The organism is Arthrobacter sp. K41 (assembly GCF_059089645.1).
Map to the genome: position 1 here is coordinate 222,676 of NZ_JBNHEW010000005.1, position 14,169 is coordinate 236,844.

The 14,169-nt window shown below is 65.8% G+C and carries 9 protein-coding genes; 2 read left to right on the forward strand and 7 right to left on the reverse strand.

What is annotated here, in order from left to right; all coding sequences use genetic code 11:
• The first annotated feature begins 59 nt into the window (after positions 1–59).
• Positions 60–1,322, forward strand: a complete 1,263-nt coding sequence (mshA, locus tag AC5RTE_RS13595; RefSeq protein WP_494041925.1) for a D-inositol-3-phosphate glycosyltransferase — start codon at positions 60–62, stop codon at positions 1,320–1,322.
• Positions 1,323–1,361: 39 nt separating this feature from the next.
• Positions 1,362–3,038, forward strand: coding sequence for a formate--tetrahydrofolate ligase (locus tag AC5RTE_RS13600; protein ID WP_494041926.1), 1,677 nt, complete (start codon positions 1,362–1,364; stop codon positions 3,036–3,038).
• Positions 3,039–3,382: 344 nt separating this feature from the next.
• On the opposite strand, the gene AC5RTE_RS13605 is transcribed toward AC5RTE_RS13600, so the two are convergent.
• The 7 genes from AC5RTE_RS13605 to AC5RTE_RS13635 all read right to left on the reverse strand — a co-directional run bounded on the left by AC5RTE_RS13605 (position 3,383) and on the right by AC5RTE_RS13635 (position 14,153).
• Positions 3,383–4,468, reverse strand: a complete 1,086-nt coding sequence (locus tag AC5RTE_RS13605) for an inositol-3-phosphate synthase (RefSeq protein ID WP_494041927.1) — start codon at positions 4,466–4,468, stop codon at positions 3,383–3,385.
• A 162-nt stretch (positions 4,469–4,630) separates the two neighbouring features.
• The gene (gene mgrA / locus AC5RTE_RS13610) at positions 4,631–5,671 is read right to left on the reverse strand and encodes an L-glyceraldehyde 3-phosphate reductase (RefSeq protein WP_494041928.1); all 1,041 of its coding nucleotides are present in this window, start codon (positions 5,669–5,671) and stop codon (positions 4,631–4,633) included.
• Between the two features lie 103 nt (positions 5,672–5,774).
• The gene (gene treZ, locus AC5RTE_RS13615; protein WP_494041929.1) at positions 5,775–7,544 is read right to left on the reverse strand and encodes a malto-oligosyltrehalose trehalohydrolase; all 1,770 of its coding nucleotides are present in this window, start codon (positions 7,542–7,544) and stop codon (positions 5,775–5,777) included.
• Positions 7,541–9,868: a malto-oligosyltrehalose synthase gene (treY, locus tag AC5RTE_RS13620; protein WP_494041930.1), complete on the reverse strand. Its 2,328-nt coding sequence runs from the start codon at positions 9,866–9,868 to the stop codon at positions 7,541–7,543. The genes treZ and treY overlap by 4 nt, the downstream gene beginning before the upstream one ends.
• Complete coding sequence (gene glgX, locus AC5RTE_RS13625; RefSeq protein WP_494041931.1) at positions 9,865–12,120, reverse strand: glycogen debranching protein GlgX; 2,256 nt, start codon at positions 12,118–12,120, stop codon at positions 9,865–9,867. Before glgX ends, treY begins: the two co-directional genes overlap by 4 nt.
• Before the next feature lie 65 nt (positions 12,121–12,185).
• Complete coding sequence (locus AC5RTE_RS13630) at positions 12,186–13,778, reverse strand: NAD(P)H-hydrate dehydratase (protein ID WP_494041932.1); 1,593 nt, start codon at positions 13,776–13,778, stop codon at positions 12,186–12,188.
• Between the two features lie 27 nt (positions 13,779–13,805).
• Positions 13,806–14,153 (reverse strand): holo-ACP synthase, encoded by a 348-nt coding sequence (locus AC5RTE_RS13635; RefSeq protein ID WP_494041933.1) that lies wholly within the window; start codon positions 14,151–14,153, stop codon positions 13,806–13,808.
• Positions 14,154–14,169: the final 16 nt, after the last annotated feature.

Below are 14,169 nucleotides of genomic sequence, written 5' to 3' on the forward strand. Positions count from 1 at the left end.
TCGAATGCCCAGCACTGACCCGGCGCGTTAATCTGCGCCGGTGGCCGGAAGGAGGTCCAGTGGCAGCGGTCCGCAGGGTGGCTTTACTGTCCCTCCACACCTCCCCCATGGAGCAGCCCGGCTCCGGTGATGCCGGCGGGATGAACGTCTACATCCGCGAACTGGCCTCCGCGCTGGCCGAAGCGGGCGTGGAAGTGGAGATCTTCACGCGATCCACCTCCGCCGGCCAGCCCGCCATCGAACACCCGGATCCCGGCGTGTGCGTCCATAACGTCCTGGCCGGACCTGCCAGGAAGATCCCCAAGGAAGAGCTTCCCGGACTTCTCCACCACATGGTGGAAGAAATCGAGCAGATCCGTCAGCGGCAGCCGCATGGCCGCTACGACGTCATCCATTCGCACTATTGGGTATCCGGCATCGCCGGGCTGGAGCTGTCCGAACTGTGGGGCGTGCCGCTGGTCCACACCATGCACACCATGGCCAAGGTCAAAAACCTCCTGCTCGAGTCCGGGGAACAGCCTGAGCCGCGGCGCCGGGAGCTGGGTGAGCACCGGATCGTGGACGGGGCCGCGCGGCTGATCGCCAACACCAGCGCCGAGGCCGCTGAGCTGGTGTCGCATTACGGCGCCTCTTATGACCGGATAGACATCGCCCCGCCCGGCGTCGATCTCAGCACTTTCACTCCTGCCTTCCGCGCCAGGGCGAGGACCGGGCGGGGCATCGGCCCGGAAACCTTCCACCTCGTCTTCGCGGGCCGGATCCAGCGACTGAAGGGTCCGCAGATCCTGGTGAAGGCAGCGGCCCTGCTGCGGCGCCGGCGGCCGGACATCAACCTCCGGCTCACCATCCTCGGCTCGCTGAGCGGGAACAAGGAGTTCAATCTCCGGCGGCTGGTCGCGGAGGCGGGAATGGACGACGTCGTCACGCAGCTTCCGCCGGTGAAGGCGCCCGAGCTGGCGGCCTGGTTCCGCGCGGCCGACGTTGTGGTGATGCCCTCTTACAGCGAATCGTTCGGGCTGGTGGCCCTGGAAGCCCAGGCCTGCGGCACTCCCGTCGTGGCGACGCGCGTCGGCGGGCTTTCCCGGGCAATTTTCGACGGCAGGACGGGGCTGTTGGTGGACGGCCATCACGCCTCTGACTGGGCGGATGCGCTGGAGGCCCTGTATGACGACCCCGCCACCCGGGAAGACATGGGACGGGCAGCCGCCATCCGGGCCCAGAGCTCGGGGTGGCAGCGCACTGCCGCCATCACGCTCGAAAGCTACCACGCCGCCGTCGACGATTTCGTGGGCCAGCACCTGACCACCGTTCCTGCCCCCTAACGCCCCCACCTGCCGCATCCGCCCAAGAAAAGGACAATGATGTCTGCTTCCCCAAGTGACCTCGAGATTGCACGTGCGGCACGGATCCGGCCCATCGAGGAGATTGCGGCTGCGGCGGGGATCAATGCGGCGGCGGTGGAGCTGTACGGGCGGTACAAGGCGAAGGTTGATCCCGCGCAGCTTTCGGCGCCTCCGCCCCACGGGAAGGTGGTGCTGGTCTCGGCCATGTCCCCTACCCCGGCAGGTGAGGGCAAGTCCACCACCACAGTGGGGCTCGCCGATTCGCTGGCCCGGGCCGGACACCGGGTGATGATCGCCCTGCGGGAGCCGTCACTGGGTCCTGTCCTGGGTATGAAGGGCGGAGCCACCGGCGGCGGGTACTCGCAGGTTTTGCCCATGGACGAGATCAACCTGCATTTCACCGGCGACTTCCACGCCATCACCTCGGCCAACAATGCGCTCATGGCCCTGGTGGACAACCACATCTACCAGGGCAACGAACTGAACATCGATCCCCGGCGCATGACATTCAAGCGGGTGCTGGACATGAACGACCGCGCCCTGCGGGAGGTGGTGATCGGCCTCGGCGGGCCGGCGCAGGGAGTCCCCCGCCAGGACGGATTCGATATCACCGTGGCATCGGAGGTCATGGCCGTTTTCTGCCTGGCTACTGATTTGGCGGACCTCCGGGAGCGCCTGGGCAGGATCACCTTCGGCTATACCTTTGACCGCTCCCCTGTCACCGTGGCCCACCTCGGTGTCCAGGGCGCTTTGACCCTGCTCTTGAAAGAAGCCATTAAGCCGAACCTGGTGCAGACCATCGCGGGCACCCCGGCGCTGGTCCATGGCGGTCCGTTCGCCAACATCGCCCATGGCTGCAACTCGCTCATCGCCACCCAGACGGCCCGGCGGCTGGCGGACATCGTTGTTACTGAGGCCGGTTTCGGCGCCGATCTTGGTGCCGAGAAGTTCATGGACATCAAGGCACGGTGCGGCGGTCTAATCCCTTCCGCCGTCGTGGTGGTGGCCACCGTGCGGGCGCTGAAAATGCAGGGCGGGGTGCCGAAGGACCGGCTCACCCTGCCGGACCTGCCGGCCCTGGAAGCAGGGGTGGCCAACCTCCGCCGGCACGTACGCAACATTGAGAAGTTCGGTGTGACGCCAGTGGTTGCCATCAACAGGTTCTCGTCGGATTCCCCCGAGGAACTCGACTGGCTGCTCGCCTGGTGTGCTGCCGAGGGAGTCCAGGCCGCCGTCACCGATGTCTGGGCACGCGGCGGCGGGGGCGACGGCGGCGATGAACTCGCAGCCCTCGTCGCCGGCGTCGTGGCCGGCCCGAACAGCTTCCGGCACCTGTATCCCCTGGAGCTGCCGGTGGAGGACAAGATCCGGACCATAGCGCAGGAAATCTACGGCGCGGACGGCGTCGACTTTTCCGTGCCGGCCTTGAAGCGGCTGGCCGACATAGAACGGAACGGCTGGGGCGGCATGCCGGTATGCATGGCCAAAACCCAGTACTCGTTCACCGACGATGCCTCCCGCCTGGGTGCGCCGAAAGGTTTCACCATCCATGTGCGTGATCTTCTGCCCAAAACCGGAGCCGGGTTTATCGTGGCGCTGACCGGTGCCGTGATGACCATGCCCGGCCTGCCCGCCGCCCCGGCCGCACTGCGGATGGACGTGGACGGCGCCGGCAACCCGGTAGGCCTCACCTGACCCTCCCCCGTTGCGCTGTCCCCCACCGCACCCTCTCTCACTTGATGTGCGCTTTCCACAGACCCTCTCTCACCTGATGTGCGCTTTCCACAGACCCTCTCTCACCTGATGTGCGCTTTCCACAGACCCTCTCTCACCTGATGTGCGCTTTCCGGCGATCCTCTCTCACTCGATGTGCCCTTCCCCGGCCAGCAACGCCACCCGCCGCTACCGGGGTTAAACGCGCGGCGCTCCCCCACTAAAAGTGAGAGAGCGCCGCGTGAAACAGACGTTGAGTGATAGAGGATTGCCCAAAAACTGACGTCAAGTGAGAGAGGGTCTCAGGGGTCAGCCGGACGAACGGGTTAGCGTTCGAGGTCTCCGCGGATGAAGGCTTCGACCTTTTCGCGGGCGAGGTCGTCGTTGAACTGCTCCGGCGGGGACTTCATGAAGTAGCTCGATGCGGAGAGCAGGGGGCCGCCGATGCCGCGGTCCAGCCCGATCTTGGCGGCGCGTATGGCGTCGATGATCACACCGGCGGAGTTCGGCGAATCCCAAACCTCCAGCTTGTACTCCAGCGAAACGGGGGCGTCACCGAAGTTGCGGCCCTCAAGGCGGACGAAGGCCCACTTGCGGTCATCGAGCCACTGGACATAGTCCGACGGGCCGATGTGCACGTCCTTTGCGGCCAGTTCGGCCTCAACGTTGGACGTTACGGCCTGGGTCTTCGAGATCTTCTTGGACTCGAGGCGGTCGCGCTCCAGCATGTTCTTGAAGTCCATGTTGCCGCCGACGTTCAGCTGGTACGTGCGGTCAAGGGTGACACCGCGGTCTTCGAAGAGCTTTGCCATAACACGGTGCGTAATGGTGGCACCGATCTGGCTCTTGATGTCGTCACCAACGATCGGCACACCGGCGGCGGTGAACTTGTCCGCCCACTCCTTGGTGCCTGCGATGAACACGGGCAGGGCGTTGACGAAGCCCACGCCGGCGTCGATGGCGCACTGGGCGTAGAACTCGGCCGCTTCCTGCGAACCAACCGGCAGGTAGCAAACCATGACATCCACCTTGGCGTCCTTGAGCGCCTGCACAACGTCAACGGGCTCTTCGGTGGACTGCTCGATGGTTTCGAGGTAGTACTTGCCCAGACCGTCGAGGGTCTGGCCGCGCTGGACGGTGACACCGGTGGGCGGCACGTCTGCAATCTTGATGGTGTTGTTTTCGCTGGCCAGGATGGCATCGGCAAGGTCAACACCAACTTTTTTGCCATCCACGTCAAACGCTGCGACGAACTCAACGTCACCCACGTGGTACTGGCCAAACTCAACGTGCATCAGGCCCGGAATCGTGGCCTCGGGGTCAGCGTCCTTGTAGTAGTGGACACCTTGGACCAGGGAAGCGGCGCAGTTTCCTACGCCGACGATTGCAACACGAATCGGATGTGAAGACACGGAACTCCTTTGGGGGACAAACGTCGGCCAGCCAGGTTGCGCTGCGACGAAGGTACGACGGCGGCCGGCGGGGCGGCGCCACGTGGCGCCTATTCATTGTACCCAACAGAGTGAGACCGGGCTTTGTTCCCCGGTCCCACTCCGTTGATGGGCGGCGGTAACCTAGGCGGGCTGCTTCCAGAGGTTGATGTCCGACTCGACGGCGAACTCGTCGATGTCAGTCAGCTCGTCCTCGGAGAACTCCAGGTTGTTGATCGCGGCCAGCGTGTCCTCCAACTGGCGGACGCTCGAGGCGCCCACCAGCGCGGACGTAACGGGCGAGCCCTTGGGCTGGTCGCGCAGGATCCAGGCGACGGCCATCTGCGCCAGCGACTGCCCGCGGTTTTCGGCAATCCCGTGCAGCCCGCGAATCCGGTCCAGCTTTTCATCAGTGATGGAGTCCTCTGAGAGGAACCGGGCCTTGGCGGCGCGCGAATCGGCAGGAACACCGTTCAGGTAGCGGTCGGTAAGCATGCCCTGGGCCAGCGGCGAGAAGGCGATGGAACCGGCTCCCACCTGGTCAAGTGCCTCGTACAGGTTGGGGCTGCCGTTCTCGGTCCAGCGGTTGAGCATGGAGTAGCTGGGCTGGTGGATCAGCAGCGGCGTCCCGAGGTCCTTCAAGATGCGGGCCGCCTCGAGGGTCTGCTCCGGGGTGTAGGAGGAGATGCCGGCGTACAGCGCTTTGCCCGAGCGCACGGCGTAATCCAGGGCACCCATGGTTTCTTCCAGGGGAGTCTCCGGGTCCGGCCGGTGGCTGTAGAAGATGTCCACGTAGTCCAGGCCCATCCGCTGCAGCGACTGGTCGAGGCTGGAAATGAGGTACTTCCTGGAGCCCCATTCGCCGTAGGGGCCGGGCCACATGTAGTAGCCGGCTTTTGTGGAGATGACCAGTTCGTCGCGGTAGGGCTTGAAGTCGTCCTGGAGGTGCCGGCCGAAGTTGGTCTCGGCGGAACCGTCAGGCGGGCCGTAGTTGTTGGCGAGGTCGAAGTGGTTGACGCCCAGGTCGAAGGCGCGGCGGAGGATGGCGCGCTGTTCGTCAAAGCGCTTGTCGTCGCCGAAGTTGTGCCACAGGCCGAGCGAGATGGCCGGAAGTTTCAGCCCGCTGCGGCCGACCCGGCGGTAGGGCATGGATTCGTAGCGGTCTTCCGCCGCGGAATAAGTCATGCGTTCCATCCTGCCAGCTGTGACCCGCGCTACAGTGCCGGGGAGAAAAGTTACGCCGCGGGCTGACAGCAGCAGCCCGCGGCGTAACTTAGCCAAGCAGTGTTCAGGACTTCAGGATCGCAGCGCTCCAGGGAGCCAGCGCGAGGGCGTCGCCGTCAAGACCGGTACCCTCATCCGTTGCCAGCAGGACCGAGCCGGATACGCCGTCCAGCCGGACCTTGGCGTCCGAGAAGTTGAGGAGCACTTCAACGCTGCCGCGGCGGAAACGCAGCCAGCCCTCGTCGTCGTCGAACCTCACGTCTGTCTCGCTGAAGTCCAGCCCGGCAAGCTCGGCGTGTTCCCGGCGGAGTTCCGTCAGGGAGCGGTAGAGCTCCAGCAGCCGGGCGTGGTCACCGCCGGCAGCTTCGTCCCAGTTCAGCTTGGAACGGCGGAAGGTCTCGGGGTCCTGGGGGTCGGGCACGACGGCGGGATCCCACCCCATGCGCTCGAACTCCTTGATCCTGCCCTCCGCAGTTGCCTTGCCCAGCTCGGGTTCAGGGTGCGAGGTGAAGAACTGCCAGGGGGTGCTGGCGGCGAACTCCTCGCCCATGAACAGCATGGGCGTAAACGGCGAGGTCAGCGTGAGCACGGCGGCCACGGCCAGCTGCCCGTAGGACAGCGACTGCGACAGCCGGTCCCCGGTGGCGCGGTTGCCGATTTGGTCGTGGTTCTGGTTGCACACCACCAGCGCTGCCGGGTGGGCCAGGGCCGGGTTGATGGGCCGGCCGTGGTGGCGCCCGCGGAAGCTGGAGTAGCTGCCGTCGTGCAGGAAGCCGTCCTTCAGGACCTTTGCCAGCACACCCAGGGACTGGAAGTCCTCGTAATACCCTGTGGTCTCCCCGCTGACGCTCACGTGCACCGCGTGGTGGAAGTCATCGCTCCACTGCCCCGCCAGCCCGTAGCCGTTGGCGGCCCGCGGGTAGAGCAGGCGCGGGTTGTTCAGGTCCGACTCCGCGATCAGCGTCTTCGGCAGCCCCGTTTCGGCTGAAACGGCGTCGCCCAGGGCGCCGAACTCCTCGAGGATGTGCACGGCGCGCTCATCGCGGAGCGCGTGCACGGCGTCAAGCCGCAGACCATCCACGTGGTAGTCCCGGAGCCAGAGCGCGAGGTTGTCCAGGATGTACTCGCGCACCACGTCCGAGCCCGGACCGTCCAGGTTGACGGAGTCACCCCAGGTGTTGGCATCGCCCTGTTTCAGGTAGGGACCGAACTTGGGCAGGTAGTTGCCGCTCGGGCCGAGGTGGTTGTACACCACGTCCTGGATGACCCCGATGCCTGCCGCATGGGCTGCGTCGACGAAGCGCTGGTAGGCCGCAGGCCCGCCGTATCCTTCGTGGACGGCGTACCACTGCACGCCGTCGTAGCCCCAGTTGTGGGTTCCGTTGAAGCCGTTGACGGGCAGCAGTTCCACGAAGTCCACGCCCAGGTCCGCGAGGTAGCCGAGCTTTCCGGCGGCGGCGTCCAGGGTTCCCTCTGGGGTGAAGGTCCCCACATGGAGTTCGTAGATGACCGACCCCTGCAGTTCCCTGCCCTTCCAGGCGCCGTCCTGCCACGCGTAGGCGGCGGGATCGAAGGTCCTGGACAGCTTGTGGACGCCCTCGGGCAGCCGCCGCGACCGCGGATCGGGCACGGGTTGGCCGTCCCCGTCCAGCAGGTAGCCGTAGTCCACGTCCCCGTCCGCCGGAGCGTCCGGGGCAGTCCACCACCCTTCCGAACCTGGCGCCGTCTCCTTCTTCAGCATCGGGTACTGCCGGCCGCCGGCCACGAGGATTACCGAATGGGCGTCGGGAGCCCAGACGTCGAAACGCTCGGGCCCAACATTGACGAGGGTCATGCCTTTTCTCCATCCACGGGTACGAGCAAAGCCACAGGGAAGGTACCCAGGACGTCAGCCACCGAAACGGTGCCTGGTCCGTACCCGGCGCCGGTGAGCTCGTCACGCATGGTGGCGGGGAGTTCAACGGCGGTGTCCCGCCAGCCGCCGTCAGCCGCCAGTCCTGCGGGCAGCCGGGTGGCGAGAGTCAGGGCGCCGGTGGTTCCATCCGCACCGCGGTGGAAGGCGAGCAGGTGCTCTGCCGCAGCCCCTGTTGCCGTCACCGGGCTGTAACCCTGGAACAGTTCGGGCCGGTCGCGGCGTGTCCGGAGCGCCCGGGAGGTGACCAGGAGCTTGCTGGTTTCGGTCCCCGCCGCGGGCAACGTGCCGGCGTCGAGCTTTGCGAGCTCCTCCTGGCGGGCCGCGAAGTCCACCGGCCGCCGGTTGTCCGGATCAGTCAGGGACCGTTCCCAAAATTCACTGCCCTGGTACACATCCGGCACACCGGGCATGGTCAGCTGGATCAGCTTGGCGGACACGGAGTTGGACGCAGCGAAGGAGTCGATCCGTGCCACGAAGCCTTCCACCAGTTCGGTGACCCGATGGTCGTCAAACGCGGCGTCAACCGCGGCCTTGACCGCGGACTCGAACTCCTCGTCGGGGTCGGTCCACTTTGTGGAGTTGCCGGCCTCCCGGGCAGCCTTCTCCGCGTAGCCCTGGAGCCGTTCCCTGCTCGCAGGCCACGCGCCGACGATGGCCTGCCACAGCAGGTTCTCGTACGGACCGTCCGGAATCGGGGCAAGCTCGCGGAGGCTGTTCAGCGTGGTTGCCCATTCCTGCGGCAGCTCGGCGATCACCGAAATCCGGGCCCGTGCATCTTCGCTGCGCTTGGTGTCGTGCGTGGACATGGTGGTCATGGACAGCGGAAGTTCCTGCTGCCGCCGGGTCATCCGGTGATGGAACTCCTCGGGAGAGACAGCGAACTCCGTTGGTTCGGCTCCAACCTCCGTCAGGGTGCCAAGCCGGGTGTAGCGGTAGAACGCCGTGTCTTCAACACCCTTGGCCATCACCATGCCAGAGGTCTGCTGGAACCGGACCGCAATGGGGTTGGCCGGGTCCAGGAGCAGGGGCAGTAGTGTGCCGACGGCAACTTCCAGCTCGGGGCGTCGGGCCGCCGCGGACTCGCAGGCTTCCTTGAGGATCTCGGCGCCGGTGGGCAGGTACGTCCGGTAGACCGGGAAAGCGGAAATGATCTCGGCGATCGCGTCGGCAGCCTGTTCCACCGGAAGCCCGTAGGACTCCGGAACCAGGCGGGCCAGCCGCAGAACCTCGGAGCGGAGGATGCCGTCGGCGATCATGCGCTTGGTTCCGCGGATCATCTCGGCGTAGTCCGCGGGGGCTGCTGATTCCCGGACCTTTGCATCCAGGTCGTTGAGCGGCTGCTCACCGGCGGGATCAACGAAGACCCGGTCCACGTCAGCCAGGGCGTCATACCCGGTGGTGCCCTCGGTGGCGAAGTCCTGGGGCAGGGCTTCGCCCGGCTCCAGGATTTTTTCCACCAGGATGTAGGCTCCGCCGCTGAGTTCCTTCAGCCACCGCAGGTAGCCTGCGGGATCCGCCAGGCCATCGGGATGGTCCACGCGGAGCCCGTCCACAAGCCCCTCATTGAACCAGCGGCCCACCTCGGCATGGGCTTCCTCGAAGACACGAGGGGTTTCCACGCGGATTCCGGCCAGGGTGGTGACCGCGAAGAAGCGCCGGTAGTTCAACTCGGCGTCTGCGCGGCGCCAGTCGATCAGCTCGTAGTGCTGGCGGCTGTGGACTTCCTGCGGCGTGTCACCGTCGGAATACGTGCCCTCGGCCAGCGGGAAGCGGTGGTCGTAGTAGCGGAGTTCACCGTCCTTGACCTCCAGCTTGTCCAGGTCCTCGCCGGAACCCAGCATGGGCAGCCGGACCTTTCCGCCGGCCAGTTCCCACTCGACGTCGAAGGCTTCGGCGTAGGGTGAGCCCTGGCCTTCCTTCAGCAGGGACCACCACCAGGGGTTCTGTGCAGGCGTTGCGACGCCCACGTGGTTGGGCACGATGTCCACGAGGACACCCATGCCGTGCTCGCGGGCAGCCCTGGAGAGGGCCAGCAGCCCTTCCGGGCCGCCGCGCTCCGGGTCCACGGCGGAGGGGTCAGTCACGTCATAGCCGTGGTCCGAGCCCTGCTCCGCCGTCAGGATGGGAGAAAGGTAGATCCAGTCCGCTCCCAGGTCCTTGAGGTACGGGACCTTTTCAGCAGCGTCGAACAAGGTGAAGCTGCTGCGGATCTGCAGGCGGTAGGTGGATGCAGGTACTCTCACTTGCCCGCGTCCTTCCGCTCCCCGATCTTCGTGGTCTTCCCAGGCTCCGCCACCATGGGGGCGGTGAGGGACTCGGTCTCGCTGGTGGAGGTCTGCGTCAGTGCCGCGAGGGATGCCGCAACCGAGTGGTCCGGTTCTACTTCTTCAATGGTGTGGGCACGCAGGACCACCAGGGACTTGGCTTCCACAGGCAGCGGCTGCCCTGCGGAGACCGGCTCCGTGTCGGCGTTCTGCCCGGCAGTGTCGATGATGACGTCCCAGGCCGGGGCATACTCATCCGCCGGAAGGGTGAACTTGACGGTGTCATCGTGGGCGTTGAAGAACATCAGGAAGTTCACGTCCGTGATCCGCCGTCCGCGGGTGTCCTTGCCTTGGATGCCATTTCCATTCAGGAAGACGCCCACGGACCGCCCGAATCCGCTGTCCCAAGCCTCCGGCTTCATGGTTTCGCCGCTCGGATCAAGCCATACGATGTCCGGCAGGCGTTCGCCTTCGCCCCTCAGGACGGGCCGTCCGTCGAAGAACCGGCTGCGCCGGAAGGTGGGGTGCTTGGCGCGGAGCGCGTTGACGGCTGCGGTGAACTCGATCAATGGCTGGTCAACGCTGTCCCAGTTGATCCAGGTCAGCTCGGAGTCCTGGCAGTACCCGTTGTTGTTGCCCTGCTGGGTGCGTCCCATCTCGTCGCCGTGCAGGAGCATGGGCACGCCCTGGGAGAGCAGCAGCGAGGCAATGAAGTTCCGCTGCTGGCGGGCCCGCAGGGAAAGGACCTCGGGATCATCCGTGGGACCCTCAACGCCGCAGTTCCAGGACCGGTTGTGGGATTCGCCGTCGTTGTTGCCCTCGCCGTTGGCGTCGTTGTGCTTCTCGTTGTAGGACACCAGGTCCGCGAGGGTAAAACCATCATGGGCAGTGACGAAGTTGATGGATGCCACAGGCCGGCGCCCGGAGTGCTCGTACAGGTCCGCCGAACCGGTGATGCGGGAGGCAAACTCGCCCAGTGTGGCGTGCTCGCCGCGCCAGAAGTCGCGCACGGTGTCGCGGTACTTGCCGTTCCATTCCGTCCATTGCGGCGGGAAGTTTCCTACCTGGTAGCCGCCGGGCCCAACGTCCCACGGCTCGGCAATGAGCTTGACCTGGGAAACAACCGGGTCCTGCTGGATGAGCTCGAAGAAGGTGGACAGCTTGTCAACATCGTAGAACTCGCGGGCCAGGGTGGAGGCAAGGTCAAAGCGGAAACCGTCCACGTGCATCTCGGTGACCCAGTAGCGCAGGGAATCCATCAACAGCTGGAGTGAATGGGGCTGGCGGACGTTCAGCGTGTTGCCGGTACCGGTGTAGTCCATGTAGTGCTTTTCGTCGCCCTCCATCAACCGGTAGTAGGAGGCGTTGTCGATGCCCTTGAAGGACAACGTGGGGCCCAGGTGGTTGCCCTCGGCGGTGTGGTTGTAGACGACGTCGAGGATGACCTCGATACCCGCCTTGTGGAGCGAGCGGACCATGGCTTTGAAGTCCTGGACCTGCTGGCCGGTATCGCCCGTGGAGCTGTACGTGTTCTGCGGCGCGAAGAAACCGATGGTGTTGTAGCCCCAATAGTTGCTCAGGCCCTTGTCCTCCAGGGTCCCGTCATTGACGAACTGGTGCACGGGCATCAGTTCGATGGCGGTGACACCCAGCTTCTGGAGGTGGGAGATGACGGCGGGGTGGGCCACGCCTGCGTACGTTCCGCGCTGCTCCTCGGGAATTTCCGGGTGCAACTGCGTGAGGCCCTTGACGTGGGCTTCGTAGATGACTGACTGGTGGTAAGGAATCCGCAGGGTCTGGTCGCCGTCCCAGTCGAAGAACGGGTTGATGACCACGCCCATCATCATGTGGCTGGCGGAGTCCTCGTTGTTGATGGTGTCCGGCTCACCCAGGTTGTAGGTGAACAGCGAAGGGTCCCAGTCCACCTGCCCGTGAACGGCCTTGGCGTAGGGGTCCAGCAGGAGCTTGTTGGGGTTGAAGCGGTTGCCGGAAGCGGGATCGTATGGGCCGTGTACACGGTAGCCGTACTTTTGGCCGGGCTGTACCTGCGGGATGTAGCAGTGCCAGACGTACCCGTCCACTTCGTCTACCGGTATGCGGGTTTCCTTGCCATCATCGTCAAAAAGGCAAAGCTCAACTTTTTCGGCGCGTTCGCTGAACAGGGCAAAGTTGGTGCCGGTGCCGTTGTAGGTGGCGCCAAGGGGATAAGCCGATCCAGGCCAGACTTCCATTAATGCTCCTCATTGATATTTAGCAGCAGAAGAGCAGGGGCTCCTGCTGCCGGTGCGAACTACTGCTACCGTAACGGCTGGGTGTGACTATTACGTTGCGGGGCCCCAGAGTTACTAAGCGTGCTTACTTTACCCCAAACGTGAGGTAAGGAGTCGGCGATTCCGCCAGCAGCGATAGACCCGCCGAAGCAGGCGTCCGACGCCGCCCTCCCGGCCAGGCCGTGCAGCGCTGCTCCCAGCGCGGCCAGCTCAGCCCAGCGGGCGTCCGCTTCCGTGTTCGACTTTCCCGAGGGTCCGACGTCGGGAGAAGACTGGGCGAGCAGCGCCCCAATGATGCCCGCGAGGACGTCGCCGCTGCCGGCAGTGGCGAGCCAGGGCGTGCCGTCCGCCTGGCTGTATACATCCCCTGAGGGTGCGGCCACCAGGGTGGTGGCCCCCTTCAGCAGGACGGTCGCTCCGGTCAGTGCGGCGGCCTGGCGGACTGCATCGAGTGTCCCTGCCTCAACTGCTGCGCGGTCCTGGTGACCGCCCAGGCGTTTGAGGAGTGCGGCGAGCTCGCCTGCGTGCGGAGTCAGCACCACATGCGGGGCGAGGACATCGGGAAGGGCGGGCAAGGCACCGGCATCGGCCACCACAGGAAGGCCGGATCCGACGGCGTCGCGGGCGCGCTGCAGCTGCTCGTGGTCGTCCGGGCCCATGCCCGAACCCACCAGCCACGCCTGGACCCGGTTCCCGGCAACCGCGCCTGTACTGCAGACCACCTCAGGGCACGATTGGCGGACCAGGTCCCCGACCTCGGGCGGCCCGAGGTAGCGCACCATCCCCACTCCGGCGGCCAGGGCGCCCCGGCAGGCCAGGACGGCCGCGCCGGGATAGTCGGCGGAGCCAGCCACCACTCCCAGGACCCCGCGGGAGTACTTGTGCGCGCGCCGGGCGGGGTTGGGTAAACGGCCCGCGATGTCTGCAGCTTCAAGCCGGCGCAGGGCGGGACCTTCGAGATTGTCCTCGATGCCGATGGGCACCACGTCCACCCTGCCGGCGTAGTCGGCGCCGGGGTCAACCAGCAGGCCGGCTTTTGCTGCGCCGAATGTCACCGTTACATCCGCGGGAAGCACCGGTTCTGATACTTCCCCCGTATCGGCGTCGACGCCGCTGGGCAGGTCGCACGCCACCACAAAACGGGCAGCCTGGCCGGCCCGGCCATCGGCAATGGCACTGACAAGCTCGGCCGCACTCCCCCGCAGCCCGCCTTTTGCGCCTGTTCCCAGCACGGCATCAATGACGACGTCGGAATGGGCCGCTTCTGCTGCCAGCTCGCTCAGTGCCGCAGTGGCGAGGTGCAGGATCCTGCCGCCGGCCCGCTCAAAAGCAGCCAGCGCCTGGGGATGCGCTGAATCAGCGGTGAGCACCGCCGTCGTGCGTATCCCCCGGGCTGCGAGGAACGCGGCGGCGTAGAGGCCGTCCCCGCCGTTGTTGCCCTTGCCGGTGAGCACCACAAGCGTGGCGCCGTAGACCCGGCGGCCGCGGGACTTGAGTTCCCGGACCACCGAATTGGCCAGCCCGTGGGCTGCGCACTGCATGAGGACATCGCCCAGGCCCGCCGCAAGGAGTGGTTTCTCGGCTTCGCGGACCTGGGATCCGGTGTAGGCGCTGATCACGGTGTTAGGTAACTGTGGGCAGCCCGTTCAGCCTTCGGCCAGGACCGTTGCTGTGGCGATGCCGCCGTCGTGGCTGATGGAGAGGTGCCAGCGCTTGACGCCCTTGGACTCGGCAACGGCCAGCACGGTTCCCTTGACCAGGACGGTGGGTCCGTTGTGGTCAAGGCCGATCCAGCAGTCCTGCCAGTTCATGCCGGCCGGCGCGCCGAGGACCTTGGCCACTGCTTCCTTCGCGGCGAACCGCGCGGCCAGCGACCGGGTGTTCAGCTCCCGCTCAGCGGGCACGAACAGCCGGTCCTTCAGGCCCGGGGTGCGCTCAAGCTGACGGCCGAACCGCTCGATGTCTACAACGTCTACGCCTATGCCAACGATCATGGCACTACTCTACGGT

Excerpts from the sequence above, each read along its gene's own strand:
- mgrA (WP_494041928.1), bottom strand. The coding sequence starts at position 5,671 with ATGACTTATTCCGCGGCGGAAGACCGCTACGAATCCATGCCCTACCGC.
- AC5RTE_RS13635 (WP_494041933.1), bottom strand. The coding sequence starts at position 14,153 with ATGATCGTTGGCATAGGCGTAGACGTTGTAGACATCGAGCGGTTCGGC.
- glgX (WP_494041931.1), bottom strand. The coding sequence starts at position 12,120 with ATGGAAGTCTGGCCTGGATCGGCTTATCCCCTTGGCGCCACCTACAAC.
- AC5RTE_RS13600 (WP_494041926.1), top strand. The coding sequence starts at position 1,362 with ATGTCTGCTTCCCCAAGTGACCTCGAGATTGCACGTGCGGCACGGATC.
- treZ (WP_494041929.1), bottom strand. The coding sequence starts at position 7,544 with ATGACCCTCGTCAATGTTGGGCCCGAGCGTTTCGACGTCTGGGCTCCC.